We start from the raw sequence: 26,870 nt of genomic DNA on the forward strand, positions 1-26,870 counted from the left end.
TAAAATACTTGACCAGAATACTTCTTTTATATGATAATGCATTTGCTAAACCCTTGATATTTACTGCCTTTCAACTTCTAAATAACAACGGTTTAGTTATTTTCAATCTAATTTAGATTTTTTGTGCACAGAACCTAGTTACGCAATAATAGGAGTATCTCAAGTTATAGGAAGAGTAGTTATTAGCAGATATAGTTATTGGAGTAGTTATTATATTAATCTTATAGCTAATGCATTTATTTTTATTGGTAGTATATTATACTTAATATCTATTTATTCAACTATTTATATTCTTCCCATTTTTTCTATTATATTTGGTATGGGGCTAGGTATTTCAACTATTAGTAAGCCTCTACTTATTGCTGATATATTTGAGCATAACTTCTCATTTTATAATGGCTTTTATTCTTTAGTGTTAAATTTATCCAGAGTTATTATTCGCATTTTAATTATGGTTCATATTATATCTTTTTCTTTAATATATTTACTATGTACTGGATTGGTATTAACATGTATAGGTTTGATGTGTTCGTATTTGATTTTGATTAGAAATAAGTAAAGAAAATATAAGATGAAAGAAGAGTTATTTGATAAAAAATATAGTGATATTACCTCATTGAGTAAAGCATTATCTCATCCAGCGAGGATAATGATTTTAGAAACGCTTTTGCAAGAAGAGGAGTGTGTAGGAGATTTAGTTAAACGATTACCTTTAGCTCAAGCAACTATATCCCAGCATTTGAAAGAGTTAAATAAGATAGGTCTTCTATGTGTGAAGGTAGAAGGTAAAAAAAACTATTATTGTGTTGATATAGAAAAGTTTAACGAATTATTTAAGAACTTCACTAGTAGGATTGAGATGGTTTTAAAAATTGAAAATACTTAATTTATTTGCTCTAGTTCTAATAAAAAAATCTTTTTATCTAGACCACCTGTATATCCGCCAAGTTTACCATTAGTATTAATCACTCTATGACAAGGTATGATTATAGGTAACAGATTTTTACCATTAGCATTTGCAACAGCCCTAAAAGCAGTAGGTTTGCCGATATTTACAGCTTCTTGCTGATAACTAATAGTTTTTCCATATGGGATTTTTAGTAATTCTTGCCAAACTTGTTTTTGAAATTCTGTACCTGTTAGTTTAAGAGGGATAGAGAATTTCTTTAATTTTTTATTGAAATATTGGTCTAGCTCAAACTCAGTCTTTTCTAGGATATTATTTTTTTGAAAGCTTAGTTTCGCAGAATATATTTTAAGGAGTTTTTCTATTGATTGAATTTTTGAGTCTTTGATATGACAGCAAGTATATAGATATTCATCATCAGCTATGGCTATTATTGTTCCAATTGGAGTTTTTATTTCTTGGATAGAAAAACTATTTTTAAAGTTGTCTTTGTTTATTTTTATCAATTGTTCTTTAAGTTGATTTTCTAGCATATTTTTAGTTTATGTAAGATTGTATAGTTAGATAATAATTAAGTTTATGAAGCTTAGCTACTATATGTTTAAGATAATTATATTTAAACGGGCTTGCTAGGTAATTGATGCTGGTAAATAGTTTATCGATAATTATTTCTATCTTATAATTTTAGACTAAGTTTATCTTTATCGTTTATGAGAGGTGAAATGAATAAGTACGAAGTTGTTGAGTCTAGTCCATCAGTTAATGATTATTGTAATCTTCGCTTAAAAGCAGGGCTTAGTCCTAAATCTATTGCTGCTGCTGAGATTGCAATGCAGAATACATGGTTTGGATTACATCTTAAAGATGGAAGTAAAACTATAGGTATGGGCAGAATCATTGGTGATGGAGGCTGTCATTTTCAGATCGTTGATATAGCTGTATTACCTGAGTATCAAGGTAATGGATTAGGAAAATTGATCATGAATCACCTAATGGAATACTATAAATTAAATGCATTTGAAACATCCTATTTAAATTTAATTGCAGATGGAGACGCTAAATATTTATATGAGAAGTTTGGCTTTAAAACAACAGCTCCTAAAAGTATAGGAATGTTTTATGTGGATTCTAAAATCACAGATTAAATTTGATTTAGCAAAATTCATACTTATCATTTTATTGTAATAGTCCTTTTATCTCAGTCAGTCTATCAATTAAATAGAATCTATACTATATTAGTTATTGTAGGCAGTTGCCTATAGTTGTTGTGAATCTTATAAGTTTGAAAAACATAAGGAACAAGTAAATGAAAAAAATATTAAATAATATATTTATATCTTACGTGAGTGGTTTGATTAGTGCATGTGTTTTGTACTTTGCTTTTACCTATGCAAAGCAGCAAGGCATATTACTTGATGACACTTTTAAATATACTCTCTATCGTTTGATGGTATGGGGAGGCGTTTGGTCAATACTTTTTGCTTCACCTGTGCCTAAAAACATATTAATTAAAACGGTGATTATTGGAGCTGCTGTGATACTTTTTAATTTCTTAGTGCTTATGCCACACGCTGGGCAAGGATACTTTGGTGTTAATGCAGGTGATGAAGTAATTAGAATGAATATAGTTTTTAACTCTGCATGGGCATTAGTTGCAGGGTTTATATATAGGATTGTGGTTATTACTGAACATTAAAAAACTAATAACAATCTAATATTAAGTTTACTTTATCTGCATTTAATCACTTTTAATTTATTTCTATAATAAATATTTCTAATATAATTTAGTTATCAGTGTAATTCTTGGGCTTATGTTTTATTTAAAATAATTATGTATATAGCTTGTATTTGTTAAAAAAGACCTTATATCTAAATACTAGGATATTTATAGTAATTGTGTATGCCATTTTTGTAAGGTGGTGTGCGATTTAATTTAGGAGTTATATAATGGCAGATTATTATTCATTACTAGGGGTGAGTAGAGATGCCTCAGAAGCTGATCTAAAAAAAGCATATAGAAGATTAGCAAAGAAGTATCATCCTGATGTTAATAAAGAAAAAGGTGCTGAAGATAAATTTAAAGAGATCCAAACAGCATATGATGTCTTAGGAGATAAAGAGAAAAGAAAACTTTATGATAGTTATGGGGAAAACTGGGATAAGGTTCAGCAAGGAGGTTTTGGCGGAGGCCCAGGAGGAGGCTTTGGAGGCTTCTCTCAAGGTGGTGGATCTCAGAATTTTAACTTTGAAGATTTAGGTGATATATTTGGAGACCTTTTTGGCGGTGGTGGCGGATCTCGAGGCTTCGGTGGTGGCCAACCAAGAGCTAGAAAGGGCGAAGATATAGATATATCGTTACGCTTGAATGTTGAGGAAGCTATAAAAGGTGGCAAACGTTCAGTATCTTATAGTTATCAAGAGGCAGGCGCTAATGGTATGCCTACTATGCAACATAAGAGTGTTGATGTAAATATACCAGCTGCGATAGGTAATGGTAAGAAGTTACGTGTAAAAGGTAAAGGTAGTGCAGGAGTTGGCACAAATGCTCCAGCAGGCGATCTGTATATAAAAATAGAAGTAGTCGATTATAAGAATTATAAAGTTGATGGTAATGATGTTTATGAGCATATAAATATTGCACCATGGGAAGCAGCTTTAGGTACAACCTTAGAGATTGATACTCCGTATGGTAAGAAAAAAATGAAAGTGCCTGAGGGAAGTCAATCAGGACGTAAAATGCGTATAAAAGGAAAAGGTCTTGGTACAGGAGACTTTTACATAGTTTATGATGTCAAGCTACCCCTTGCAGATACTGATGAGAAAAAGGAATTCTATAAGCAAATGCAAGAAAAAATGAATTTTGATCCAAGAGCTTAATTATAACAATTCTAAGATAAGTTTCTATTTTCTCATTTTGAATTTTATACCTTTTTTATACTGATAAAATATATTAGCTTCTTTTTTGCCTTCTTCTATTTCCAAATTCAATTATAAAATAACTAGCGAGTATTAATAAGCCGCCAATAATGGTGGAGATATATATTTTCTCATCATTAATTACCCTGCCAAAGATAGTGGCAAAAATAGGCTCAAATGAAAATATTACAGCAACCTCTGCCATACTTAGATATTTTTGATATGTGTTTTGTAAGTAATAGCACACAATAGTTGTGATTGAGCAGAAAACTAAGGAAACTACTAAGATATAATTAAAATGTAAATACATAGATGGGATATCTGAAATAAGAGGAATAGGTATACCAAAAATAATTTGTAAAACTATAAGTAAGCGCAAATCCTTGAAGATTCCAGTATCTTGATTTTTTCTAGTTTCATAGCTTAGATAAACTACAGATAGGGCATAAACTAAAGCGCATAGTATTGACCAAAGATATCCTATAGTGAAGTTATTAAAGCTAGCTCCAGAAAGAGCATATATCCCAACTAGAGATACAAATGATGCAACTACACTATAAATAGTTAAGCGATCAAGTTTGAAAATACTACCGATAAAAGGAATCATAATAACACTTAGTGCAGTAAGAAAAGCTGATTCACTCGATGATACTGTATATAGTCCATGAGTCTGGAAGTAAAAACTTAAACCTTCTAAAGAGCCAAAAATAGCTCCTACCTTTAGTAGATATTTTTTGTGCTTAAAGTTTGATTTTATAATGATTGGTATAAACAGTAGCAATGAAAGGCTAAGCCTGAATGCTACAAATAATCCAGGTGAAATATAAGCTAGAGAAATCTTAATAAGAGGAAACGTAGCCCCCCAGAATATAGTAACTATAAAAAGAGCTAGCACAGCTTTTCTTTGTAGGCTCATATAAAATAAATTTTAGAAAAATATCCAGATAGTTTGCAGAGATTTTACATTAAGATCAAGAAGTAAATTAGCATTATATTTGTTACTTCAATAATAAAAAAACATATTTGATAATTATTTTTTGATTGATAAATACGCTTATTTACATTAAATAATTAAACTTGCTATAATTTAATGTTTTTTAAACTAAACTGATAAAAGGCATTTGATGAAAGAGGTTTCAATTGTAAAGCAAATAGGAGCAGTAGCTATAATAGCTGGGACTGCTGTTGGAGCTGGGATGTTAGGCATTCCTTTTGCGGTTGCAGCAGTTGGCTTTAATTATGCTGTAATAGCTTTATTTTTAGTCTGGATAATTATGTATGCAACGGCTTTACTAATAGTTGAAGCAAATATATCTCAGCCATTAGGTACAGATATGGATTCAATAGCTAGCAATATACTAGGCAAACCCGGTAAGGTGCTGAATTTAGTCTTTTACTTGTTGCTCTTATACTCATTGCTCACAGCATATATATTTATGGGAGGGCAGCTTTTTAATACTTATATATTTAGCTGGATTAGCTTAGAAAATATTAATTTAGCAAAAATCTTATTTTGTATAGTTTTCGGATTCTTTATATACAAAGGTATAAGGGTGGTTTTTAGGGTTAACGAGTTATTCTTGAGCCTAAAAATTTTGGCCTTTATCTTATTTATAGCTTTTGTAGCGCCGAGTATACAAAGCTCGCTTTTGGAAAATAATTCATTGGGAGAGGGATATATCTGGTTTGCAATACCCATTCTTGTTACTTCATTTGGCTTTCATATTGTTATCCCTGCGATTAGAAATTATTTTGAAAATGACAAGGTTTTTAAGGGTACTATTGCAATAGGAGCACTTATGCCATTAGTAATATATTTGGTATGGGTTGTTGCTACTTTGGGCACAGTTGATTTGTATGGTCATGGAGGTTTTATTGAGCTTAGTAGAGCAGGAAAAACACTTGCTGCGGCGTATCAAAACTTAGGTCAACATAGTTCATTGATTTTTATAAAATTATTTGAGAATTTTGCGATTATTACATCATTTTTAGGTGTTGCTTTAGCACTATTTTCTTTTAATAGAGATTTATATAGTATTGATGTAAATAAAAAAATAAAAAGAGCTACTGTTCTTGCTATAACCTTAGTGCCGCCTTTGATATTTGCAATGTACTTTGTGAACAGCTTTATAGCTGCTTTAGGGTATGCAAGTATATTTGTTGCAGTTTTATTAATAATTCAACCAGCTATGATGGTTTGGGTTGTTAGATCAAAAGAATGTAGAAATACTCTTGTTAGTAAAGTATATTTGCTTATAATATTATTAAGCGGTGTAAGTATTATAGGATTGCAATTATTAGTAGCCTTTGATAGATTACCACATATATAAATTTCATTAACTTTTAAATCTTTAAATTATTTCTATGAAGAAACCTAGCTTTGATATTAAAAAGAAACATAATGTAGTAAATAAATCTACAAACTATAAATATAAAAAAACACCTAGTGTTGAGAGCTTTAGTGCTGAAAAGTTAAATCAATTCTCTGAAGAGTTAGTTGAGATATTTAAACTTATTCAAGCTGTTAGATATGATAGAGTAAATCTGCAAGAGGAGTATAATCATTACCGTCTAAAACTAAACAATGATAGAATGAACTTGGAGTCTGAAGTTATAAAAATAAAAAAACATTATGATTCTAAAATATCAGCTTTGCAGGAAGAGTATAATTCTGTAAAATCTAATAATATTATTGAGCTAACGAAAGTTAGAGAGAGCTAATAAATTACAAAGTTAATCGGACAGTCGCGCTTTTATTAAGTGAGGAAAGTCCGGGCTTTATAGAGCGAGATGCCAGATAACGTCTGGGAGGCGTGAGCCTACGGAAAGTGCAACAGAAAATATACCGCCTTAATTTAAAGGTAAGGGTGAAAAGGTGTGGTAAGAGCACACCGCACTGATGGTAACATTCAGTGGCATTGTAAACCCCATCTAAAGCAAGACCAAATAGCGTCACTAATGCGTTGCTCGCGCAGTGGCAGGGTAGGTCGCTTGAGTTTACTGGTGACAGTAAACCTAGATAAATGACTGTCTATTACAGAACCCGGCTTATAGATTAACTTTGTATTTTTATATAAAAAGTGGGTAATTTATGCAAGTTATTGACTCTAAACTTTTAGATAGTGATGGTCGTATAAAAGATGAACTTTTAGTATCTGAACTTAAAAGTTTCTATAGCGATGATAAGTTTGAAATTATAGCTAAAGCATTAGACCTTCTAAAAGATAAAAATGCTGAGTCAGTAAGACACCCCACTGGAATTAACTCTTTTTTATATGCTATTGAAATGGCATATGTACTTTTTAGAATTAAGGCTGATGAAGAATCAGTTTCAGCTGGTATACTTTATGAGTTATATAATTTTGGAGATCTTACAGACGAAGAAGTTGAGCAGGTGACTAACTCTACAGTAGTTAAGATCTTGCAAGGTACTCGTAAAATGTCGGCAATTAGAATGTATCGTTCAGATAATATATCTCTTGAACAAATTGATACATTTAGAAAGATGTTATTAACTATAATAGAAGATGTTAGGATTGTATTAGTTAAGATTGTCGATAAGCTATGTACAATTCGTCATCTAAAGTCCTTAAGTGATAAAGCACAGCGTGTTATTGCTCGAGAAACATTAGATATATATGCGCCTTTAGCAAATAGACTTGGTTTAGGAGCTATAAAGTGGGAGCTTGAAGATAGGGCATTTTTCTTTTTAGAACAAGATAAATATAAAGAGATTGCTAAAGATTTAGGAGTTACTCGTAAACAAAGAGAAAGCTTCTTAAATGATGTGATAACTAGGTTAAAACAGGCTCTAAAAAAATATAATTTAGATGGTGCAATTCAAGGAAGAGTTAAGCATATTTATAGCATATATAAAAAGCTAAAAAATAAAAATTATAAAAGCCTTGATGATTTATATGATATTACAGCTGTAAGAGTTATAACTCATAATGTTGATGAGTGTTATAAAGTTTTAGCAGAGGTTAATAATCTTTTTTCTCCAATACCTGAAGAGTTTAGTGACTATATAGCAAATCCAAAACCAAATGGCTATAAATCTATACATACTGTTGTACATTGCCAAGATCAAAATATTGAAGTTCAAATTAGAACTCATAAGATGCATGAAGAATCAGAACTAGGATTTGCAGCTCATTGGCGCTATAAAGAAGGTGTTAAGTTTGATGCATCATATGAAGCAAGAGTAGCATGGCTAAGATCTCTTCTTGAATGGGAAAGAGAAATTAACGATGATGATAGTGATATTACTAAAGAGCTTAATAGTAGGCTCTATATCTTTACCCCAGCAAATGAGTTGATTGATTTGGCAGAAGGATCAACAGTTTTAGATTTTGCATACTCTGTTCATACAATGGTTGGGCATCGTACTAAAGGAGCTAAATTAAATGGCAAAATAGTACCTTTAACAACCAAGCTAAGTACAGGAGATAGGGTTGAGATTTTAACTCAGAAAGAGCCAAATCCAAGTAAGGATTGGGCGTCTGAGGGGTTAGGATATTTATCTTCGTCTCGAAATAGATCTAGGGTTATTAAATGGTTTAATGAGCAGAATAAAGAAGACAATATTGCTTTAGGAAAGGATAGGCTTCTTAAAGAGCTTAAAGGTTATGATCTTAGGGAGATTGATTTTGTAGAAGTCGCATCTAAGTTTAATATGAAGAGTAGTGATAGCTTATTTGCAGCCATTGAGAATGGTAATGTAAGAATAAACAGTATTGTTAATCATATCATTGACACATATTCAGCTGAAGAAAAGCTTATTAAAAAAAGATCAAGATTAATAACTAGTAGACCGAAGATTTCAAAAATCTTAGTTTCAGGTTTTGATGGGATGAAGTATGAGTTAGCTAAATGTTGCCAACCTACATACTCTGATCAGATACAAGGATATATGAGTGTTTCAAAGGGAGTTGTTGTACATACCTCTAATTGCCCTAATTTAAAACATTTAAAAGAGAATAGTCCAGAAAAATTTATAGAAGTAAATTGGGATGAGTTTGAGTAAAAAATATTAATTATTCAAATTAATTTATCTGCTTCCTCCAGCAAAGTTATTTCCTGTATTTTTTGATTGGGCATACCAACCATTTCTGACAAAAAATGAAACTTCATTTACCGAACGGATATTCATGCCATTTGAAGTTTGTCCTGCGATACTTAGCTCAATCTGTCCTGGGGTTGGGCGAGCTATTTGCCATTGTCCATTTTCAAAGGTCGCTGGTATTGCTGCACCATTTATCATAAATATAGGTTTATCGTCTTGTGAGATCTCAGGAGTGGTAATTATCGGAATATGCTCTTCTTTAGTGAAAATGTTAGAATCTTGTTTAGGAGATATTATCTTAACATCCAAGTCACTGTTTTGATTTTCGTTACCTAATGTTTGCATATTTCTTTCAGCTAAAGTTGATCCTGATAGCTTTTGTATGTCTGATTGGTCTATATTTACAGTTTTTGTTGTAGCAGTAGCAGCTTTAGGGATGTTTTGTTTACCTTCAGGGTTTATTACTGTTGGTTTGCCAACCTCTATAACTTTATAGTCTACATCACCACTTGGTTTTGTTTCTGAAAATACAACATTTCCAGTTGATGATCTCCAAGAATAAACCTGAGATGTCCCATTATCATTATCTGCAAAAGCGGAGACTGAACATGTTGCAAACATCAAACTAAAAATGACTTTATTAAACTTTGACATTTATTAAACTTATATAGTAATACCTAAGTTAAGTATATATAAAATTATGAATAATCAAAAGTTTTTGTAAATGAATTTTATCTGCCGAAGACTTGTTTTCTGTTAAAGTTAATTTCTTGAGATGAGCTTATAGTCCTATGGTCTTTAGTGCTACCTTTAACAGCAATACTAACTGGTCCTGGATTAGGCCTATTAACTTTCCATACTCCATTCTCAAAATGAGCTGGATAAGGTATTCCATTTAAAATAAAAATAGGATGATCTTCAGCTGTAAGGGTTGGTTCTAATATTATTGAGAGCTTTTCATTATGTACAAATCTATTTTCTCCATTTGCAGGAGAGATTATTTTTACATTTAAAACACTATTTGATTTTTTATCATTATTAGAACTTGTGGTAGTTTGTTCTTTAATATACATGTTATTTTGCTTAAGTGAGGCAAGCTGTTTTTCTGCAGGAGATTTTGGATGAATTTTATTTTTAAAATGTACACCAACTTCTTCATATTCTTGCTCAAAAATAGGTGCTGACTGTGAAAACACTGTACTACCATCTTTTGCTTTCCATGTGTAAATAGTATCATTTGCATAGCAGAAATTTGCAACAAGGCTAGTTAATGTTAGCGTTAAGAAAAATTGATAATACTTCATGATAGCCTTTAGTTTTAAAAACTTTATATTTATGATTATATATGTTTTTATATTAAAATCTATGAAGAGGATTCTTTAAACTATGGGAGAAGTATGATTACTTTAGATTATGTCATTTATGACTGTATAGCAAATATTTGTCTATTGATATTTGCATTCTTAGCTTTTAAAAATATAAGGTTTGCATGGATTTTAGTCTTGGCTAGCTTGATAATAAAGGTTTTTATTTATGGTAAGTATGGGTTAACGAGCTCTTTTATCTTCTTATCTGCTCAAATACTTATGTCTATCTTTGCTAGTGTTATATGGCTTAGAGATCCTAGGTATGTATTAGCAACAAAACAAAAGAAATTAGTAGCTGTAGCAATATCTTTAATTGTTTTACTTATATGGGTTGGAGTTGTGTACAAATATATAAATCCATATATATTAAATTATGATGTTTTGTTTGGCTTTGATTATTTGTGTTATATGCTCTTTGTGATTGGTGCTATTTTGATAGCTCTTAGAATGTCCATAGGCCTATTGTTTATTGCTGTAGTATTTATAAGTTATGCAGTAAGTTATGGGAATTCGGCAATTATTATGAAATCAGCTCCTACAAACTTCCAGGAGTTTATTCCTTGTTATTGGATTTCAGCTATTAGTTTATTTATTGCAGGTGTCTTGCTTGTAGCTTCTTATACTAATGTAAAGAGAAATAAGAGTTTATAAACTATAGATATCAAATCGATTAGTTTTTCCTTTGAGTTGAGATGACGGTTTTTTAGCATAGAGAAATTCTGCATTTACTGGTCTTTTGACAATAACTTTTTTGGCTTTTTGTGTTTCTAATATGTTTTTTAAAAGTTGTGTATTATGGTCTTCATTATTAAATGCAATCTCGTGTAATACTTGCATGCCTTGCTTAACTTTTGCACTTTTTCTTCGCGGAGGAAACATTGGATCAACGTATATGCAATCATATGAATGCTTTGTATCTAGAATATACTGATTACTATCTAGATTTAGTAAGGTAATATTCTCAGCTATATGTGATATTGATTCTGTTTTAAAAGCTCTGTTTAGGGCATCACAAAGAAGTAGATATATATAAATATCTTTTTCTATAGATGTAACTTGATGTCCTCTCGCAGCTAGAGTAAAAGTATCTCTACCTAGACCTGCTGTTGTATCTAGAATTTTTAATTTTTCTTTTGATCGACCTTCAACTGCTTGTACAACACTACACTTTTTTGATTTTGGATCTATTCTACTGGTAATTTCATTACTATTAAAATCAATAAATAACTCTTGGGTTTTATTTGAGAGTTTTAGTATACCAGCATCATAGTAAAGATATTTATCTGTCTTTGACTGGTTATATTCAAAGCTATTTTCTATAAGTTTATTAATATGGTTTATTGTTGTCTGATCAAGAGTATTTATTGTCATTATTTTTTCTTTGCTCGAGGGTGAGTGTTATCAAAAACATCTGCTAATTGCTGGAAATTTAGATGTGTATAGATCTGTGTACTAGATATATCAGAGTGACCTAACAAATCTTTTACAGCGAGTAAATCTTTAGATGAATCTAATACATGGCTAGCAAAAGAATGTCTAAGCATATGCGGATGTATGTGTTTAGTCGCATATTTTTGAGCAAAGATCTCTAATCTCTTTTGGATAGATCTATTTGTAAGATGGCTTCCATTTTGAGAGATAAAAAGATAATCAGATTGAGGGTTAAAAGAGTTTCTAACATCAAGCCACCTCTTTAGGTTTATTAATGTTTTAGCGCCAAAATATACAACTCTCTCCTTGTTGCCTTTACCGATAACTCTAACATTTTTATCTCCTATATTAATATCTTTAATTTGTATTGAAGATAATTCACTAATACGGATACCACAACTATATAGAAGATCAAAGCTAGCAATGTCTCTAGCTTCGATATCATTACATGGAGCTATATCAAGTAAATATGCTAGTTCATCTATATTTATTGCTTTAGGGAGTTTTTTTTCTCCTTTAGGAGCTTTAATACCAAGAGTAGGATTTTTGGCTATTACCTCATTATTTAGTAAGAAGTTATAAAAACTTCTAATAGAGCTAAGCTTACGTTGTATGGTTTTACTTGAGTTTCCTTGAGCATGAAGCTTTTTTATCCATGTGGAAATATCATTATAGTTTAAGTCAATAATATTTCTCTCACCCAGCGTGTTGTTTAGTTGTATTAAGTCTCTTTTATAGTTGTTAATAGTCTCTTTTGAGTAGTTTTTAAGATATAACAGGTTGTTGAGAAAAGTATTAATATGTTCTAGATTCGCCATTTTAAATTACAACGCATAATATAACTATTACACCAGATATAAAAGAAATTAGCCACAAGATTTTATACCTGGATACTTTATAGTTAAAGTTTTCACCAAGATTATGGATTTTAAGAGCCATAAGCGAGGGCATAATCATTAAAAGTACCGCGATTGATAAACCAACACATGTCATCGCATATATAAATATGTCAGGGTCAAGCTGATTTATGATTAGTGGTACGGCAAAGGTTAGAAGGGTAGCTATTGAATAACCAATAATTTTCTTTGTTTTATATAGCTTATAAGTGTCAAGATTAAAGTGAAATAATGATAAATTAACACTTAAAAAGGATGTCATAATCGCAACATATGTGAATATATGTAATACAGCTGATGTAACTGGTGTTTTGACTTTATCACCTAATGCCATCAGGATATCACCAATGTTAGCTTTATCAACTGGGATATGATTAAATATCGAACCCATAAAACTTACAGGACCATGTAATGGTAATACTCCTAAAATAGTAGAGACCCATATTATGTATAGTATAAGAGGGATAATACTGCCAATTATTATTACCTTTTTGATATCTTTAGTGTTTTTACCAAGGTAGTCAGATAAAGCAGGTACTATAATGTGCGATGTAAATGAAGTTGTAAAAACAGGTATTGCAATAACTAGAGATACTCCAAGATCAACCGGAGCAACAAATAAGTTTTTTGCTTGTATATATTGATTAAAAACAACACATAATATAACTAAAACAAGTATTTTTAAGATTATGAAAAATCTATTGGCATAATCAACAAACCTTGTTCCAAGAACTACGATACTTCCAAAAATAATTACAAAAAGTAAAGAAGATATATTCTCATTAATATCTGGGAATGTTGTTGATAGTGATGATGCAGCAGCAGAAATATAGGCAGTACTTATAAAGTACATCAGTATAAGAAACGCTATACTAGCAACAACTCCACCAGCTCTACCTAGATATTTCTCTGCAATTGTTTTAAAGCTACTACCATAAGGCATAGAGCAAGATATATCAGCTATAACAACTGCGGTGTAGGTCATTATACTCCATATAAGGACTATAAGGATAGAGCCAATTACAAAGCCAAGTTTTGCTGTGATTATAGGCAAAGCTAAAATGCCACCACCAATCATGGTGCCAATAATAATCATTATGGACCCTAGAATCTTAATAAAACTGTTTTGTGAATTATCCATTTGAGAAATATCTTAGTAGTAGTTGTTTTAGTGAGTAGGTTGCTCAGATTGTTGCTCTTTTTTCTGCATGTAAATAGCATCGAAATTAATAGGTGCTAGATTTAGAGGCAAGAAGCCACCTTTCATAATTGAAGAATCAAGAACTCTTTTAGCATAAGGGAATAGAGTGTTAGCACAATATGTATTAAGTACTGACTCAATTTGATCTTCAGGCATATTTGTTATTGTAAATATCCCCGCTTGAGTAACTTCAACAATATATACGTTTGCGTCATTATTTTTTGTTGTTACTGTGATAGTTAGATCAAGCTCGAAGTTTTCATTATCAAGCTTTTTTGTATTTATATCAATATTAAAGTCAGAGTTAGGATTCCACTGATCTTTGAAACATTCTGGTGAATTAAGAGTTTCAAGAGACGTATCTTTTGTGTAAACTTTTTGAATTAAGAATGAAGGTTGATTTTCATTGTTTTGCATAGGTTTTCCTAGAAAATTTATAAGTTATAACTTGGGAATTATAGCAAATTAGAAAAGCTTATGTAATAAATTAAAAATTTTTTAATTCAAAAAGTATATTCAATGCATCAACTGGAGTTATGTTGTTTATATCAATACTATTAAGCTTTTCTTTGAGTAAGTCAGATTGATGGCTTGAGTCATCTAGGTTTAAAGAAGTTTGGGCTTGATTGACATCTTTTATTATAGGTTGTTTATTTTCAAGCTTATGTAGATTCTGCTTAGCAGATTTTAGGACATCTGAAGGGATACCTGCTAGTTTAGCAACCTGTATTCCATAAGATTTCTTTGCAGCACCTTCTACAGCTTTATGCATAAAGTAAATATTATCTTTATACTCTTTAGCTTCAAAGTGAATATTTTTTATATTAGTGTATTTGTTTACAAGTTCTGTAAGCTCGAAATAGTGGGTTGCAAATAGTGTAAAAGCACCAATTTTAGCAAATTTTTCAGCACAAGCTTCTGCTAATGATAAACCATCAAAAGTACTAGTTCCTCGACCTATTTCATCCATTATTACTAGAGAATTACTTGATGCATTATTTAAAATATAAGCCGTCTCAGTCATTTCAACCATAAATGTAGATCTACCACTTGAAATGTCATCAGAAGCGCCTATTCTTGTATAGATAGTATCGATATCACAAATGTCTGCATGGCTTGCAGGTACAAATGAGCCAAGATGAGCTAAGAATATTAGCTGAGCAACTTGACGCATATATGTTGATTTACCACCCATATTTGGACCTGTGATTATCTCTAGAGTATGAGTGTCTTTTGTTAGCGATGTATTGTTGGGAATAAATGGTTCATCAATATTTTGCTCTATAGCAAGGTGGCGAACTTCCTTAAGATCTAACTTACCGTGGTTGTTAAAGTTTGGTTGTCTAAGACTTAGTTTGATAGCTCTTTCAGCAAAATTGGCTAGAACATCTACTTGGGCAATACTTTCAGCTGTTTGTTGAATTTGATTATAGTATTCTAGTACTTTCTTTAGTAGAGAGTCATAAATTAATTTTTCTCGAGCTAGAGCCTTTTCTTTTGATGAAAGAATTTTATCTTCAAAATCTTTTAATTCTTCTGTGATATAACGCTCACTAGCTTTTAGAGTTTGTCTTCTGGTATACTCAGCAGGGACTTGATCAGCATATTGTTTAGATAGTTCTATATAATAGCCATGTACGCGGTTATAACCAACTTTAAGAGTGCTAATGCCAGTTTTTTGCTTTTGTAATTGTTCAAATTTTAATAAAAAATCATAAGAGTTATCTTTTATACTTTTAAGCTCATCAAGCTCTTTATCAAAACCTTCTTTAATAACACCACCATCACGGATAGTTACAGGAGGGTTTTCTATAATAGCTTTATCTAAAAGCTCAACTAATTCATCAAGCTGATATACGCCATTATCTAAGCTTTGTACTTCTTTAATTTTTCTCTCAGATAAGAGTTTCTTGAGTTTTGGTAGCTGTCTAAGAGAGCTTTGAAGAGATACTAAATCCTTAGGCTTTACAGTTCCTAAAGCAACGCGCGAAATTATTCTTTCAATATCATTAATGTAGCTAAGCACTTCTTGGAGTTTTAAGAAGTGATGATCCTCTTTAAAATTATCAATAATATTATGGCGTAAGTGTATTTTATCTAGGTTTTTTGTAGGGTTTTTAAAATATCTTCGTAATAATCTACTGCCAAGACTTGTTTTACACTTATCGATTATGTTAAGTAAGCTACTTTTGGAGTTATTATCAAGTTCAAGGTTTATTCTGCTATTAATATCTATGTTGAGTATCTGTTCATCTTCATTAAAACTAATATCTGTAATATGTCTTGGTGTATCTTTAAGTGTCGTGGCAAGATAGCCAAGTATTGCGCCTATAGTGACTATTTGTTCAGTTTTATATTGTTTTAAAACATTAGTCGCTAGACTTATATCAAGAGAATCAGAGATATGTTTTTTTGCTTCAAAGCCACTAAAGAACCATTCTTCTAAGACTTTAAGAGGTTTTTCAAATATATCTTGTTCTTTAAGCTCTTGAGAGTTGGTGATAATCTCTTGAGGAGAAAGTTTTAGAGCCTCGTTCTTTAATTCGATTAAATTATTTATTTTATTTAATAAGTATATTTTACCTTGAGTATAGCTAGTATAAGCTAAGTGATATTTATCATTTTTTACATAAATGCTTAGTAATATACTATCGGCATTTGTATCTAAGAAAGCCTCTTCTGAAACTGTTGCTGGCGTTATTATCCTTACAACGTCTCTCTCAACAGGTCCTTTGGAAGTATTAGGATCACCTGTTTGTTCGCATATTGCTATAGAAAGTCCTTTTTTGACAATCTTTGCAATATAGCTTTCAGCCGCATGATAAGGTACACCAGCCATAGGTATAGGATCACCATTAGATTTGCCACGAGCTGTAAGAGTTATATCTAAAAGGTTAGCCGCTTTTTTAGCATCATCAAAAAATAATTCATAAAAATCGCCCATACGGTAAAATAGCAGGATATCTTGATATTGTGCTTTGATTTTTAGGTATTGTTGTATCATCGGTGTATGATGAGAAATATCTTGCATAAAACTAATTTAGAATATTTTGTATGTGAGTGATTATATTACATCTACTTGATATAACAAACTTTGAAAATCATTCACTGCTATCTTTTTTATTTTATCAAAATACTTTAGAATATCTGTAGCTATTTTTATGAATTGATTTGCATTTGAAAGGAGAAAATAGAAAATGAATTATTTAGACTTTGAGTCAAAAATTAAAGAAGTTGAAGATAAGATTACGTCTTTATCTCATGTCTTTGAAGATGAAAAGACAGAGAACGAGCTTAAAAAGCTTAATAAAAAAAGATTGGAGTTAATGGAGTCAACTTATTCTAAGCTTACAGATTGGCAGGTAGTTCAGTTATCGCGTCATCCAGATAGGCCTTATTTTAAAGACCTTTTACCATTAGTTTTTACTGATTTTCAAGAGCTTCATGGTGATAGAGCATTTGGTGATGATTTAGCTGTTATTGGAGGTCTTGCAAAATTAAATAATGTCCCGGTAATGGTTATAGGACAAGAAAAAGGTCGTGATACTAAGAGTAAGATTAAACATAACTTTGGTATGATGCATCCAGAAGGATATCGTAAGGCTTTACGTTTAATGAAGTTAGCAGAGAAGTTTAATATGCCTGTTATAACTTTCATTGACACTCCAGGTGCTTATCCTGGTATCAAAGCAGAAGAGCGCGGTCAAAGTGAAGCTATCGCTAGAAATTTATTTGAAATGAGTGCACTTAAAGTTCCAGTTATCTGTACAGTGATTGGCGAAGGGTGTTCTGGTGGTGCATTAGGTATTGGTGTTGGTGATAAGTTACTTATGCTTCAATACAGCTACTTTGCGACAATTTCTCCAGAAGGTTGTGCTTCTATCTTGCATAAAACAGCAGAAAAGGCTTCTGAAGTTACACAAATGATGAATATAACTTCTGATCGTTTAAAAGAGCTTGAGATTGTTGATGGCATTATCCCAGAGCCTTTAGGTGGAGCTCATAGAGATTATGAATCTACTGCTGCTAATATTAGAAAAGCTTTGGCTATTGAGCTAAAAGAGCTATCAGCGATGTCTGTTGAGCAAAGAAATTCAAAAAGATATGATAAATTGATGTCTTTTGGCCGATTTAAGGAGGCTTAGTTTATAAGCTAATATGATTTATGAACTTACAAGTGACAAAATCACAGGCAGGGTTTGGTATTGTAGAATCAATGCTAGCTGCAATGATTTTGTTATTTGTCCTTTCTTCAGGTTTTCTTCTTCTAAATAGTATCCTAATCAATATAACCCTCGAAAATAAAAAAGATGAGATTGCGTCAATTCTTGATGAAAGGGTAAATATCTATCGTCTTACAGGAGTTTTTGATGATTCTAAAACCGAAGATGGCATAGAATTCAAAAAAACTGTAGTTCTTACAGTAGAAAATAAAGCAAAGCCTATAAAAGAGAAAAAGTCTGTGGATAGATTTAATTCATACAGTATTGCTGATATCAAAAAAATGGCTGAAAAAGCTGATAAAAAACAACAAAAAGAAGCTGCAAATAATGTTAAGGTGATCTATAAACTAGTTAATATAGCTGCTTTTGACGATACTATGGGCGTCGCTGATAGAGTCAAAATTATACAGCGAGAGGTAGAGCAAAGTGATAATCAAAAAGAGCAATAACATATCTGGTTTTACCTTGCCAGAGTTAATGGTGTCAATGGTTATAGCAGCTGTAGTTATGTCAATGGCTTTGGGCATTTACTTCAATATGAAGCAACAATATACAAAACTTAGTGAAAGACATAGAATAAATACTGATCAGCTAATGGTTAAACAAATCTTTTATAATGCTATAGGTCATGCAGGCTATATCACAAAATATGGAGATTTGCATCAACAGCTTGTGGATAACTCCGGGGATAACCTTGGAGATATCTTTGGTAAAATGGGGATTATTTCGATAGGTAAGGCTCCTATCGAAGGAGTTTCAAGCTTACCTGAAGGTCTAACTTTATCTGCCGAAGCCTGTCAGCAACGCAAGGCTGAACAGAATGATTTAAGAAGTATGAACCTTAATAAAGAGATATATTGTGTTGAGCAGGATACTGATTATCTTATAATTCAAAGAAGTAGTTTAGACTCTAGTTTAAAAACAAATTCTTCAAATAATATCTTTAAAGTAAATGATTTCCAAAAGGATAGATCACCAGAAAGAGATATCTCTATTAATGACTATTTAGTTTTATGTAATGCATTTGAATGCGATTTGGTAAAGGCTGGAGCTATAACAGGAGATTTTGTCTCAACTACTACTCGTATTGAAAATAAATTTAAAGTAGGGGATTATGTTGGTAAGTATGTTTTAGAGGTTTTCTTTGTTGCAGATAATGGTAAAAAAGATAAAGATGGTAAAGAGCTTTACTCACTATATGAATATATAAAGCAGAATTCAGATGATTCATCAATGTATGAGTTGATAAGTAATGTTAGTGATTTAAAGATTGAATATGTTTTGAACTCTGATGTGCATAAGGGAGATGCTGAGCTAAATTGGCAAGAGATAGAAAAAGACCCCATTAATGTCAGAAGTGATACAATTGCAGCATTAAAGATTTCTTTTAAAGTTTCTGGTCAGCCGACTAGTAAGATATTTTTGGTAGGAGATGCATAAATGCAAAGGCTACGTAAAAGTTTAAACTCTAAAAAATCAGGCTCAGCATTGTTGATGGCCTTAATATTTTCATTTGTTGTTATGGTGCTATTGACGGGCCTTTTATACACTTTTAAGATGGGGCTACTTACTACTAAAAGTATTATTAAAAATAGTAATGAAAAAGTACTTGGTGAAACTTATATATTAAATGCTAAAGATGATATAGATTTTACGAAATCAAATGAGTTTGTCGTTGGAGATAGCAAATTTAAGGTAACTGTTGATGATGATGGTATTTCATCATTCTTTCCTAAAGGTAATAATGCCGAGCTTTTCCAATCACAAGAGTATAATAGTTATAATGCGATATATGAGGCATTTAACTTAGGTGCAACGGTAGATCTAAAAGAAAGAATTATCTATAACGCATTAATTGCTAATCTTTATCAAAATTTTGGAGGAGAATTCGTTGCAATAAATGTACCAATGATAAATACAGCTGCTATTAATGATTATAGAGCAAGAACATATCGCTTAGCTAATGACGGTACAATTAAAGATAAAGCTAAAGGTTTTATCGGTTTCATTCAGAAACAGAATAGACAGATAAATATATTTACTGAGAAAGCTAAGATTGGTGTTGCTATTCCAGAGACTATGGGGGTTAACTACAAGGTTAAAGTTGGTTGGAACTTAGAGAAAGGGAAGTGGAGCTTATATTTACTTTTATATGATACTGACAAGTTATTTACTACGCATTTTTTGTTAGATGATATACTAAACGAAGATGTTAAAGGTCTAGCTGCTGATAATGAAGAGTTAGGTAATGATATTGGCCAGTGGCGAGCTGTTATCCAAAGAGGGACTAAAGGTTCATCAGGAGGACAGTTTCTTAAAGATAATATTTTTGACGCTGTATGGTATTTTGATGAAGTTGATGAGCCTCCGCAGCTTATGCTAGTTAGAAAAGCTGCTAAAAAGAAGGGAAATAGAGAGGTGTTAGAGGTTTATTACTCAAAGTACTCAAGAACAAATGAGAACTATACTCTTAGGTTGGCTGATACAGTAGCATTTAAAGCAAAACTAAGCGATGAAAATATTAAGCTTTTAGTACCGGATACAGCTAATAATCTTAATGCCAATATGATACTTATTTTTCATCCGAATAGTCAAAGTAAAAGTCTTATGGGTGTAAGTGATTTTAGTTATAATGGTGATCATAGGGTTGGTAAAAGCTTAGATACTTACATTGATGGCGAGACATTCGGTACCCCTGTTATAATATCAAAAGATGAAAATTCTATGTATATTATAACTTTTGAACCAACTAAGATTCATAGATATGAGTATATTAAGGGTTATGGAGGTTTTGAGCCTCTTGATTATGGTTCAAATGGCTTAGAAAAAGAGTTTGATTTTGGAGGTACTAGTGATGATGTTATACCAGTATCAGATAACTCACAAAACGAAGAACAATCTGGTGATATAATTCAGTTAATTGTACCAAAGTTTGGTTACTTATTTGTTTTTACAAATAGTAAGGTGATTCAGTTAAATTCTGATTTGGAAGAGCTACAAGAGGTTCCTCTTAGCAATTTTGAATCACCACAGATTTTAGCTGATTTTGATGCTATTAAAAATACTATAAATAAAATTTATATTCAGCCAAATGCTTTAGCTTTAAAGGTACAAGAAATTAGAGATGAGCTTGGCGATGAGGCTGAGCCTAAAGATGAGAACGAAATAAATGATCAATTTCATGCTCAGGTAGATAATTCTAAAGATAATGAAGTTGAGGATGAGGAAGTTGTTAGCGAACCTGTCTATCTAGATAGCAAATATCTTTATCCATTAGGAATAGTTAAAAAGGTAATAATATGAGTATATTAGATAATGTAAATACTGAAAAAAGAAATCAAAGAAGTTTTGGGCTTGACTCAATGCCTATTTCAGATGCTGTTAGTTTGATGATAGATGAAGAATATAATGTTATAGAAGCTCTAAAGGAGCAGCATGAAAATATTGTCAAAGTAATTACAAAATCTTCACAAGCCTTGAAAAATGGTGGCAGGATAATATATGTAGGAGCAGGAACAAGTGGTCGACTAGGTATATTAGATGCTGTAGAGTGCCCACCAACTTTTAGTGTTGATTATAATACTGTGGTTGGTCTTATAGCAGGAGGTGAAAAGGCTTTTATCGAGGCTCAAGAGGGTGCTGAAGATGATCCGGAATTTGGCCAAAAAGACTTAAAGCAGATAGGCTTAACAAACAAGGATGTTGTTATAGGGATAGCTGCTAGTGGTAGAACTCCATATGTTATAGGGGCTCTAGAATATGCTAATGATGTTGGAGCTCAAACAGTAGCTGTAAGTTGTACAAAACAAGCTAAAATATCACAATATGCTGCACTTCATATAGAAGCTGTACCTGGTCCAGAAGTCTTAACTGGCTCAACAAGGTTAAAATCTGGAACTACACAGAAACTTATTCTAAATATGATATCAACATTATCTATGGTATCTGTAGGAAAGGTTTATCAGAATCTTATGGTGGATGTTAAACCAACAAATGAGAAGTTAGTTGAGAGGTCAAAGCGAATTATATGTGAAGCTACAGGTGTTGATTATGATATAGCTCAAAGTTTTTATGTAAAAGCTAATAAATCAGTTAAATTAGCTATAGTTATGATACTAAATGATTGTGATTATAATCAAGCTTTGGCAATATTAAAGAATAACAATAACTTTATAAAAAGCTAAAATGAGAGTATTGATATTATTTATAGGTATTTTAGTTAGTTTAAATGCATATTCTACTGTTTATAAAACAGAAGAAAATGGCGTCCCAGATTTTTCTAATATTAAGTCAAAGGATTCTAAAAAGCTTAATATGCAAAGCGACCCTATATCTGTCGTAAATATGAATAATATCTCAAAAGACTTATATCAATCACGTAGATATAGTCCGCAAGGTCCTGATTATTATATACCAAGAGGACAAGATACTCTTCAGTCGTCTTTCCCTGAACAATATACAGATAATTATTATGATTTTTATGGTCGTAATCATCACTATGAGAGCTTAATGTCATCAACAGAGAGCTTTCAGAATTATGCATATAATGGTGCAAATAATTCAAGATTACGTACAAATTATTAATTGGTAGGAAGCTTAGATCTTATCAGCTTTTATAAAAGAGGCTATATGAAAAAAGTATTTTTATATATTACGATATCTTTACTTTTAGTATTGTTACTAGTCTTTATACTAATGTATTTTGAAATAGGAAATAGTCGCTATAAAAAAAATCAATGTGAAGATATTGCTAAAAATATGAATACAGTGTCAAAGTATGAAGATGGAATCTGCTTTCTAAAAATGAATGGTAACTATATTCCTAAAACAATGATAAAAGAGATGTTCTTATAGTTAGCTAAAATATTGCGTTAAGAAAGGAACTAGTCCAATAATTAATAGATATTTATTTTAGTGTCGGTTTAGATAACTATTTAACCTCCATAATAATATATTGGTATTAATAGGTGTAATATAGCTTTTACTAAGATATCCTAAATATAAACTTTTATAAAAAAAGAAGCTCCCTATATAGAGCTTTTTGTTGATGGATCTATGATTATGAAAAAAATATTCTTATATACAGCAGGTTTGGCTTTAGCTGTTTCAAGTTTTGCAGATGAGTGTCACCCACAAATAAACTCAAATGAACAAAATTTTATAGTTGGTTATGGTAGCTTAATGAATGATTCTTCGAGAATGAGAACAAATCCTAAAGCTAAGAATGTTTATCCAGTGAAAGTTAAAAACTTTAAGAGAGTTTGGGGGCTAAGAGCTGATGGGTCTTATAGAACCACTGCTCTTCTGGTTGTACCACAACAAGGAGCTCATTTAAATGCGGTTTATTATCCAGTTAATTCAGATGGGATGAATTCAGCTGATAAAAGAGAAGTTGATTATTGTAGATATAAAATTCCAGCAACTGATATACAATCGTTAGGCTTAAAGAATTTACAAAAAGGTACTTATTGGATATATGCACAACAGCCAAGTGCAATTAAAAAACCTAATCAAGAGTTCCCTATTATTCAGTCATATGTAGACTTATTTATAACAGGGTGTATGCAGATTCAAGATCGCTATTTGATAAAAGATTTTGTTAAAGAATGTATACAGACAACAAAAGGTTGGGACAATAATGCATGGATTAATGATAGAGTTAACCCACGTAGACCAACTGACTCAACTCCCGGGGCGATTAAGGTTGATAATTATTTAGTAAAATACCTTGGAAAAGCTTACTACAATCATAAATATGAATAGTTATGATTTTTAAATTTATTGATTTACAGTATTTGCAGGTTTTTTAGCAAGATTAGGAGGATAGATCTTATTTACGACTATTTTTAATGTTGATCCCTGGGCTAGTATTGAAAGAATTACAACAGTATATGTGATACTTACAATAACATGGCCTTCATCTGGTAGTGAAAGTGCCAATGCTAGAGAAATACCTCCTCTAACACCAGACCATGCTACTAAGAGATTATCCTTTGCGGAACCTTTGGTGAGCTTTTTATCAATAGCTGTTATTGGTATTGAAATACTAATTAACCTTGCAAAAGTTACAATGAATATACCTGCAACACCAACCCAAAAAGCCGATATATTAAATGGAATACTAGTTAACTCTAAGCCAATAAGTATAAATAAAAATGAGTTAAGCATATTATCAATAACCGTCCAGAACTTATCTACTTTATCAACTTGCTCGGGGTAATTCTTTTTAGATTCAGAAAGATTATTGCCAATAAATAGTCCTGCAACTACCATGGCAATAGGCCCTGATACATGTAGGCTATGAGCGATCACATATCCCATACTAGCAACAGCAAGTGTTACAAAGATAGAGGTTTCAGAGTCTCTATTAGTTTTTAAGAAAATAAGGGCTATTTGAGCAAATATATAGCCTAGAATAATACCACCACCAGCTTCAGTAGCAATTTGTTTAGTTATTAACCAAATATATGTATTAATACTACTATAACTGCTTATAGCATTACCAAACTCACCACCACTACCAAAAAAGAAGATATTTGAAAGTACAACAAAAAGTACAATTCCAGTAGCATCATTAAATAATGATTCGCCAACTACGCGAGTTTTTATATGTTTTGGTATTGATTTATTACCAGCTAATGTACTAATTACTGCTATTGGATCTGTTGGAGATATTAGTGCACCAAAGACTAAACAATATCCAAAGCTAATATCAAAGTTAACTAATAAACACAATCCATATATCAAAACTGCAGTAGTAATCGCTGATAGTAATAACCCGATACTAGCTAGGCCAAAAACTGCTTTTAACTCTTTCTTAAGGTCAATCATATTAAAATGTAAAGCATTTGCAAATAATAAGAATGACAACATTCCATCTAGAACTGTTTTTTTAAAATCAAAGCTTGATAATGCAACGACAAGAAAGTTTGTATCACTTAGTAGAGATGCACATAATGCAGAGAAGGTTATTGAGAGAATTGTTAGACCGATAGCTTTAGGCAGTTTTAAAAATTTAGTATTAATATAACTCATTAACGCTGCTACAACAGTTAATAAGCTAAATAAGAAATATTCACTCATAAATTACGTTCCTCTATAGGCCGCAGCTGTACTCCCAACTACAGGCCTTTGATAGCTCTTCTAAAATAGTGTTTTGTATAAAAAAATCATCGTTTAGATCATTAAATTTACTCTTATTAAACATAAAGCTATTTGTTTTATTTTCTAATTCAGCTACTTTTTTTATATCTTGGTAAGATATGTTTTTAAACTCATCCTGAGTCATATGAATACAAGGCTGACACTCCAAACTATGATATGTAGGCTTAAATGGTAAGTTTTGGGTTAGCTTTAAGATTTCCTCATGTTTTTTATCTAAAAGTGGGTATTTTAAGGCTCTATAATCGTATCTTTCTTCTTCATCAAGATTTTTTAACAATTGTGATACTTTTGATAAGTCTTTACGGTGACTTAGTAAAATATTAGCTTCACCATCAGGGTCAAGTTCATCAATCTTATTTAATAATGTTATACCTTTTAGGAAGCCGGCACACCAACTAAATTGCTGTGAGGGAAACTGTTTACGTGCTAAGACTAGCTCTTGAAAACTATTTTCTGATGTTAGATGGAAATATTGTATATTCTCTTGGTTAAGCCAGTTAAAAACTTCATCTAAATAATCATTCCAACCATCAGCTGCAAAACCAGTGTCTACAGATAAAACACAGAAGTTATCTTTTAAATTTTGCTTTGCCCAACATATTAGACCTAAGGAATGTATGCTGTAGTTAGCAATAATTATATTATCAAACTTCTGCATGTGCCTTACATTCCTATAATATCTTTAATTTCTTTAAGCTTGTTAATAGCCGAAGGACGAATCTTTGCAGCTCCTTGAGAGAGTATCTCATCAACAACTTTGGGATTGTTTATGTAGTACTCATATTTTTCACGAGCATCAGCTAGATACTCATTTACTTTTTCAAATAGTATCTGTTTGGCATCGCCCCAACCAAGGCCGCCAGCTAAATATTTATCTTTTAACGAAGCAATCTCTGTTTCAGAGGCGATACTTTTATATATTGAGAATACTGTACAATTATTAGGATCTTTTTTCTCTTCTGGTAGCTGAGAATTAGTAATAATTTTCATTATTTGTTTTCTCAGTTTCTTCTCTGTTGAGAATATTTGTATAGTATTATCATAGCTTTTTGACATCTTACGACCATCTAAGCCCAGTATAGTTTGGCTATCTTCATTTGTAAAAGCCTGAGGCGCTTTAAGAACAGGTTTTTTGTAGATATGGTTAAAGCGATTTGCTATATCTCTTGCAATTTCTATGTGTTGAATTTGATCTTTACCTACAGGAACTAGATCTGCATCAAACATTAAAATATCTGCAGCCATAAGAACAGGATAATTAAAAAGTCCCATAGTTATACCTTTATCAGGATCAACATTTTCCTCTTGCATATTTTGATCTACTAGAGCCTTATAGGCATGAGCACGGTTTAATAAACCTTTTGATGTTGTAGTGCTTATTATCCAAGTTAGTTCCATGATTTCAGGAATATCAGACTGGCGATAAAAAGCAGCCTTATCAGGATCAAGCCCGAGAGCAAGCCAAGAAGATGCTATTTCATATATGTATTGTTGACGTAATTTTTTATCCCATAATTTAATTAAAGAATGTTGATCAGCAATGAAGTATAAGCATTTACAGTTTTCATCATGGATCATTTCAATTGCTGGTTTAATTGCGCCGATATAGTTTCCTAAATGAGGAACTCCTGAAGGAGTAACTCCCGTTAAAATAATTTTTTGTGACATTTTTAAGATTCCGTATTATAAAAAAGAAATAT

At 31.5% G+C, this 26,870-nt stretch carries 29 protein-coding genes and 1 other RNA gene; 18 read left to right on the forward strand and 12 right to left on the reverse strand.

Features of this window, described 5'->3' with window-relative positions; all coding sequences use genetic code 11:
* The first annotated feature begins 121 nt into the window (after positions 1-121).
* Both AB8E56_RS03925 and AB8E56_RS03930 read left to right on the forward strand, forming a co-directional pair.
* Positions 122-559: a hypothetical protein gene (locus AB8E56_RS03925; protein WP_329478187.1), complete on the forward strand. Its 438-nt coding sequence runs from the start codon at positions 122-124 to the stop codon at positions 557-559.
* Between the two features lie 12 nt (positions 560-571).
* Positions 572-886: a metalloregulator ArsR/SmtB family transcription factor gene (locus AB8E56_RS03930; protein ID WP_329478189.1), complete on the forward strand. Its 315-nt coding sequence runs from the start codon at positions 572-574 to the stop codon at positions 884-886.
* On the opposite strand, the gene AB8E56_RS03935 is transcribed toward AB8E56_RS03930, so the two are convergent.
* Positions 883-1,440: a methylated-DNA--[protein]-cysteine S-methyltransferase gene (locus AB8E56_RS03935; RefSeq protein WP_329478192.1), complete on the reverse strand. Its 558-nt coding sequence runs from the start codon at positions 1,438-1,440 to the stop codon at positions 883-885. The genes AB8E56_RS03930 and AB8E56_RS03935 overlap by 4 nt on opposite strands.
* Positions 1,441-1,629: 189 nt before the next feature.
* On the opposite strand from AB8E56_RS03935, the gene AB8E56_RS03940 reads away from it, so the two are divergent.
* From AB8E56_RS03940 to AB8E56_RS03950, 3 genes are all read left to right on the forward strand, one after another.
* Positions 1,630-2,052 (forward strand): GNAT family N-acetyltransferase, encoded by a 423-nt coding sequence (locus AB8E56_RS03940; RefSeq protein ID WP_329478194.1) that lies wholly within the window; start codon positions 1,630-1,632, stop codon positions 2,050-2,052.
* Positions 2,053-2,213: 161 nt separating this feature from the next.
* Positions 2,214-2,603, forward strand: a complete 390-nt coding sequence (locus AB8E56_RS03945) for a membrane lipoprotein (protein ID WP_329478196.1) — start codon at positions 2,214-2,216, stop codon at positions 2,601-2,603.
* 251 nt (positions 2,604-2,854) lie between these two features.
* Positions 2,855-3,784, forward strand: a complete 930-nt coding sequence (locus AB8E56_RS03950; RefSeq protein ID WP_329478198.1) for a DnaJ C-terminal domain-containing protein — start codon at positions 2,855-2,857, stop codon at positions 3,782-3,784.
* 73 nt (positions 3,785-3,857) lie between these two features.
* Here the strand turns inward: AB8E56_RS03950 and AB8E56_RS03955 are convergent, their stop codons facing one another.
* Positions 3,858-4,739 carry a DMT family transporter gene (locus AB8E56_RS03955; RefSeq protein ID WP_329478200.1) on the reverse strand — a complete coding sequence of 294 codons (882 nt, stop codon included), beginning with the start codon at positions 4,737-4,739 and terminating at the stop codon, positions 3,858-3,860.
* Between the two features lie 208 nt (positions 4,740-4,947).
* Between AB8E56_RS03955 and AB8E56_RS03960 the strand changes: the two genes are divergently transcribed.
* The 4 genes from AB8E56_RS03960 (at position 4,948) to AB8E56_RS03975 (ending at position 8,849) form a co-directional block, all read left to right on the forward strand.
* Positions 4,948-6,153: an aromatic amino acid transport family protein gene (locus tag AB8E56_RS03960; RefSeq protein WP_329478202.1), complete on the forward strand. Its 1,206-nt coding sequence runs from the start codon at positions 4,948-4,950 to the stop codon at positions 6,151-6,153.
* Between the two features lie 34 nt (positions 6,154-6,187).
* Positions 6,188-6,544 carry a hypothetical protein gene (locus AB8E56_RS03965; RefSeq protein ID WP_329478205.1) on the forward strand — a complete coding sequence of 119 codons (357 nt, stop codon included), beginning with the start codon at positions 6,188-6,190 and terminating at the stop codon, positions 6,542-6,544.
* Positions 6,545-6,552: 8 nt separating this feature from the next.
* Positions 6,553-6,890, forward strand: an RNA gene (gene rnpB / locus AB8E56_RS03970) — RNase P RNA component class A.
* Between the two features lie 24 nt (positions 6,891-6,914).
* Complete coding sequence (locus AB8E56_RS03975; protein WP_329478207.1) at positions 6,915-8,849, forward strand: RelA/SpoT family protein; 1,935 nt, start codon at positions 6,915-6,917, stop codon at positions 8,847-8,849.
* 24 nt (positions 8,850-8,873) lie between these two features.
* On the opposite strand, the gene AB8E56_RS03980 is transcribed toward AB8E56_RS03975, so the two are convergent.
* Positions 8,874-9,542, reverse strand: a complete 669-nt coding sequence (locus tag AB8E56_RS03980; RefSeq protein ID WP_329478209.1) for a DUF4124 domain-containing protein — start codon at positions 9,540-9,542, stop codon at positions 8,874-8,876.
* 77 nt (positions 9,543-9,619) lie between these two features.
* Positions 9,620-10,192 (reverse strand): DUF4124 domain-containing protein, encoded by a 573-nt coding sequence (locus AB8E56_RS03985; protein WP_329478211.1) that lies wholly within the window; start codon positions 10,190-10,192, stop codon positions 9,620-9,622.
* A 93-nt stretch (positions 10,193-10,285) separates the two neighbouring features.
* On the opposite strand from AB8E56_RS03985, the gene AB8E56_RS03990 reads away from it, so the two are divergent.
* Positions 10,286-10,906: a hypothetical protein gene (locus AB8E56_RS03990; protein WP_329478213.1), complete on the forward strand. Its 621-nt coding sequence runs from the start codon at positions 10,286-10,288 to the stop codon at positions 10,904-10,906.
* Here the strand turns inward: AB8E56_RS03990 and AB8E56_RS03995 are convergent.
* The 5 genes from AB8E56_RS03995 to mutS form a co-directional block, all read right to left on the reverse strand.
* Positions 10,901-11,626, reverse strand: a complete 726-nt coding sequence (locus AB8E56_RS03995; RefSeq protein WP_329478215.1) for a class I SAM-dependent methyltransferase — start codon at positions 11,624-11,626, stop codon at positions 10,901-10,903. The genes AB8E56_RS03990 and AB8E56_RS03995 overlap by 6 nt on opposite strands.
* A complete protein-coding gene (xerA, locus tag AB8E56_RS04000; RefSeq protein ID WP_329478217.1) occupies positions 11,626-12,504 on the reverse strand; it encodes a site-specific tyrosine recombinase/integron integrase in 879 nt (292 codons plus the stop codon). Before xerA ends, AB8E56_RS03995 begins: the two co-directional genes overlap by 1 nt.
* A 1-nt stretch (position 12,505) precedes the next feature.
* Positions 12,506-13,723, reverse strand: coding sequence for an aromatic amino acid transport family protein (locus AB8E56_RS04005; protein ID WP_329478219.1), 1,218 nt, complete (start codon positions 13,721-13,723; stop codon positions 12,506-12,508).
* 27 nt (positions 13,724-13,750) lie between these two features.
* A complete protein-coding gene (secB, locus tag AB8E56_RS04010) occupies positions 13,751-14,200 on the reverse strand; it encodes a protein-export chaperone SecB (RefSeq protein ID WP_329478221.1) in 450 nt (149 codons plus the stop codon).
* A 70-nt stretch (positions 14,201-14,270) separates the two neighbouring features.
* Positions 14,271-16,814 carry a DNA mismatch repair protein MutS gene (gene mutS / locus AB8E56_RS04015; RefSeq protein WP_329478223.1) on the reverse strand — a complete coding sequence of 848 codons (2,544 nt, stop codon included), beginning with the start codon at positions 16,812-16,814 and terminating at the stop codon, positions 14,271-14,273.
* 166 nt (positions 16,815-16,980) lie between these two features.
* Between mutS and AB8E56_RS04020 the strand changes: the two genes are divergently transcribed.
* The 8 genes from AB8E56_RS04020 (at position 16,981) to AB8E56_RS04055 (ending at position 23,769) form a co-directional block, all read left to right on the forward strand.
* A complete protein-coding gene (locus AB8E56_RS04020; protein ID WP_150468122.1) occupies positions 16,981-17,928 on the forward strand; it encodes an acetyl-CoA carboxylase carboxyltransferase subunit alpha in 948 nt (315 codons plus the stop codon).
* A 20-nt stretch (positions 17,929-17,948) separates the two neighbouring features.
* A complete protein-coding gene (locus tag AB8E56_RS04025) occupies positions 17,949-18,455 on the forward strand; it encodes a pilus assembly protein (RefSeq protein WP_329478225.1) in 507 nt (168 codons plus the stop codon).
* Positions 18,433-19,446 (forward strand): prepilin-type N-terminal cleavage/methylation domain-containing protein, encoded by a 1,014-nt coding sequence (locus AB8E56_RS04030; RefSeq protein ID WP_329478227.1) that lies wholly within the window; start codon positions 18,433-18,435, stop codon positions 19,444-19,446. The genes AB8E56_RS04025 and AB8E56_RS04030 overlap by 23 nt, the downstream gene beginning before the upstream one ends.
* On the forward strand, positions 19,447-21,309 hold the full coding sequence (locus tag AB8E56_RS04035) for a hypothetical protein (RefSeq protein ID WP_329478229.1): 1,863 nt from the start codon (positions 19,447-19,449) through the stop codon (positions 21,307-21,309).
* Complete coding sequence (gene murQ, locus AB8E56_RS04040) at positions 21,306-22,190, forward strand: N-acetylmuramic acid 6-phosphate etherase (RefSeq protein WP_329478232.1); 885 nt, start codon at positions 21,306-21,308, stop codon at positions 22,188-22,190. The genes AB8E56_RS04035 and murQ overlap by 4 nt, the downstream gene beginning before the upstream one ends.
* Before the next feature lies 1 nt (position 22,191).
* Positions 22,192-22,590, forward strand: a complete 399-nt coding sequence (locus AB8E56_RS04045; RefSeq protein WP_329478234.1) for a hypothetical protein — start codon at positions 22,192-22,194, stop codon at positions 22,588-22,590.
* Between the two features lie 45 nt (positions 22,591-22,635).
* Positions 22,636-22,860 carry a hypothetical protein gene (locus tag AB8E56_RS04050; RefSeq protein WP_329478236.1) on the forward strand — a complete coding sequence of 75 codons (225 nt, stop codon included), beginning with the start codon at positions 22,636-22,638 and terminating at the stop codon, positions 22,858-22,860.
* A 207-nt stretch (positions 22,861-23,067) separates the two neighbouring features.
* The gene (locus AB8E56_RS04055) at positions 23,068-23,769 is read left to right on the forward strand and encodes a gamma-glutamylcyclotransferase family protein (protein ID WP_329478238.1); all 702 of its coding nucleotides are present in this window, start codon (positions 23,068-23,070) and stop codon (positions 23,767-23,769) included.
* Between the two features lie 15 nt (positions 23,770-23,784).
* Here AB8E56_RS04055 and AB8E56_RS04060 read toward each other — a convergent pair whose 3' ends face one another.
* Genes AB8E56_RS04060 through trpS form a run of 3 tightly spaced genes read right to left on the reverse strand, consistent with a single transcriptional unit; the run spans position 23,785 to position 26,838 of the window.
* Complete coding sequence (locus AB8E56_RS04060) at positions 23,785-25,089, reverse strand: sodium:proton antiporter (RefSeq protein WP_329478240.1); 1,305 nt, start codon at positions 25,087-25,089, stop codon at positions 23,785-23,787.
* 13 nt (positions 25,090-25,102) lie between these two features.
* Complete coding sequence (locus AB8E56_RS04065) at positions 25,103-25,828, reverse strand: hypothetical protein (RefSeq protein ID WP_329478242.1); 726 nt, start codon at positions 25,826-25,828, stop codon at positions 25,103-25,105.
* A 5-nt stretch (positions 25,829-25,833) separates the two neighbouring features.
* A complete protein-coding gene (gene trpS / locus AB8E56_RS04070) occupies positions 25,834-26,838 on the reverse strand; it encodes a tryptophan--tRNA ligase (protein ID WP_329478244.1) in 1,005 nt (334 codons plus the stop codon).
* Positions 26,839-26,870: the final 32 nt, after the last annotated feature.

This window comes from Francisella sp. 19X1-34, assembly GCF_041102755.1.
GTDB lineage: Bacteria > Pseudomonadota > Gammaproteobacteria > Francisellales > Francisellaceae > Francisella.

Excerpts from the sequence above, each read along its gene's own strand:
- AB8E56_RS04020 (WP_150468122.1), top strand. The coding sequence starts at position 16,981 with ATGAATTATTTAGACTTTGAGTCAAAAATTAAAGAAGTTGAAGATAAG.
- AB8E56_RS03950 (WP_329478198.1), top strand. The coding sequence starts at position 2,855 with ATGGCAGATTATTATTCATTACTAGGGGTGAGTAGAGATGCCTCAGAA.
- AB8E56_RS03975 (WP_329478207.1), top strand. The coding sequence starts at position 6,915 with ATGCAAGTTATTGACTCTAAACTTTTAGATAGTGATGGTCGTATAAAA.
- AB8E56_RS03965 (WP_329478205.1), top strand. The coding sequence starts at position 6,188 with ATGAAGAAACCTAGCTTTGATATTAAAAAGAAACATAATGTAGTAAAT.
- AB8E56_RS03990 (WP_329478213.1), top strand. The coding sequence starts at position 10,286 with ATGATTACTTTAGATTATGTCATTTATGACTGTATAGCAAATATTTGT.
- AB8E56_RS03995 (WP_329478215.1), bottom strand. The coding sequence starts at position 11,626 with ATGACAATAAATACTCTTGATCAGACAACAATAAACCATATTAATAAA.
- AB8E56_RS04045 (WP_329478234.1), top strand. The coding sequence starts at position 22,192 with ATGAGAGTATTGATATTATTTATAGGTATTTTAGTTAGTTTAAATGCA.
- AB8E56_RS03935 (WP_329478192.1), bottom strand. The coding sequence starts at position 1,440 with ATGCTAGAAAATCAACTTAAAGAACAATTGATAAAAATAAACAAAGAC.
- AB8E56_RS04065 (WP_329478242.1), bottom strand. The coding sequence starts at position 25,828 with ATGCAGAAGTTTGATAATATAATTATTGCTAACTACAGCATACATTCC.
- AB8E56_RS04035 (WP_329478229.1), top strand. The coding sequence starts at position 19,447 with ATGCAAAGGCTACGTAAAAGTTTAAACTCTAAAAAATCAGGCTCAGCA.
- AB8E56_RS03940 (WP_329478194.1), top strand. The coding sequence starts at position 1,630 with ATGAATAAGTACGAAGTTGTTGAGTCTAGTCCATCAGTTAATGATTAT.
- AB8E56_RS04005 (WP_329478219.1), bottom strand. The coding sequence starts at position 13,723 with ATGGATAATTCACAAAACAGTTTTATTAAGATTCTAGGGTCCATAATG.
- secB (WP_329478221.1), bottom strand. The coding sequence starts at position 14,200 with ATGCAAAACAATGAAAATCAACCTTCATTCTTAATTCAAAAAGTTTAC.
- AB8E56_RS04050 (WP_329478236.1), top strand. The coding sequence starts at position 22,636 with ATGAAAAAAGTATTTTTATATATTACGATATCTTTACTTTTAGTATTG.
- AB8E56_RS03960 (WP_329478202.1), top strand. The coding sequence starts at position 4,948 with ATGAAAGAGGTTTCAATTGTAAAGCAAATAGGAGCAGTAGCTATAATA.
- trpS (WP_329478244.1), bottom strand. The coding sequence starts at position 26,838 with ATGTCACAAAAAATTATTTTAACGGGAGTTACTCCTTCAGGAGTTCCT.
- AB8E56_RS03945 (WP_329478196.1), top strand. The coding sequence starts at position 2,214 with ATGAAAAAAATATTAAATAATATATTTATATCTTACGTGAGTGGTTTG.
- AB8E56_RS04060 (WP_329478240.1), bottom strand. The coding sequence starts at position 25,089 with ATGAGTGAATATTTCTTATTTAGCTTATTAACTGTTGTAGCAGCGTTA.
- xerA (WP_329478217.1), bottom strand. The coding sequence starts at position 12,504 with ATGGCGAATCTAGAACATATTAATACTTTTCTCAACAACCTGTTATAT.
- AB8E56_RS03980 (WP_329478209.1), bottom strand. The coding sequence starts at position 9,542 with ATGTCAAAGTTTAATAAAGTCATTTTTAGTTTGATGTTTGCAACATGT.
- AB8E56_RS03955 (WP_329478200.1), bottom strand. The coding sequence starts at position 4,739 with ATGAGCCTACAAAGAAAAGCTGTGCTAGCTCTTTTTATAGTTACTATA.
- AB8E56_RS04025 (WP_329478225.1), top strand. The coding sequence starts at position 17,949 with ATGAACTTACAAGTGACAAAATCACAGGCAGGGTTTGGTATTGTAGAA.
- AB8E56_RS04055 (WP_329478238.1), top strand. The coding sequence starts at position 23,068 with ATGAAAAAAATATTCTTATATACAGCAGGTTTGGCTTTAGCTGTTTCA.
- murQ (WP_329478232.1), top strand. The coding sequence starts at position 21,306 with ATGAGTATATTAGATAATGTAAATACTGAAAAAAGAAATCAAAGAAGT.
- AB8E56_RS03930 (WP_329478189.1), top strand. The coding sequence starts at position 572 with ATGAAAGAAGAGTTATTTGATAAAAAATATAGTGATATTACCTCATTG.
- mutS (WP_329478223.1), bottom strand. The coding sequence starts at position 16,814 with ATGCAAGATATTTCTCATCATACACCGATGATACAACAATACCTAAAA.
- AB8E56_RS03985 (WP_329478211.1), bottom strand. The coding sequence starts at position 10,192 with ATGAAGTATTATCAATTTTTCTTAACGCTAACATTAACTAGCCTTGTT.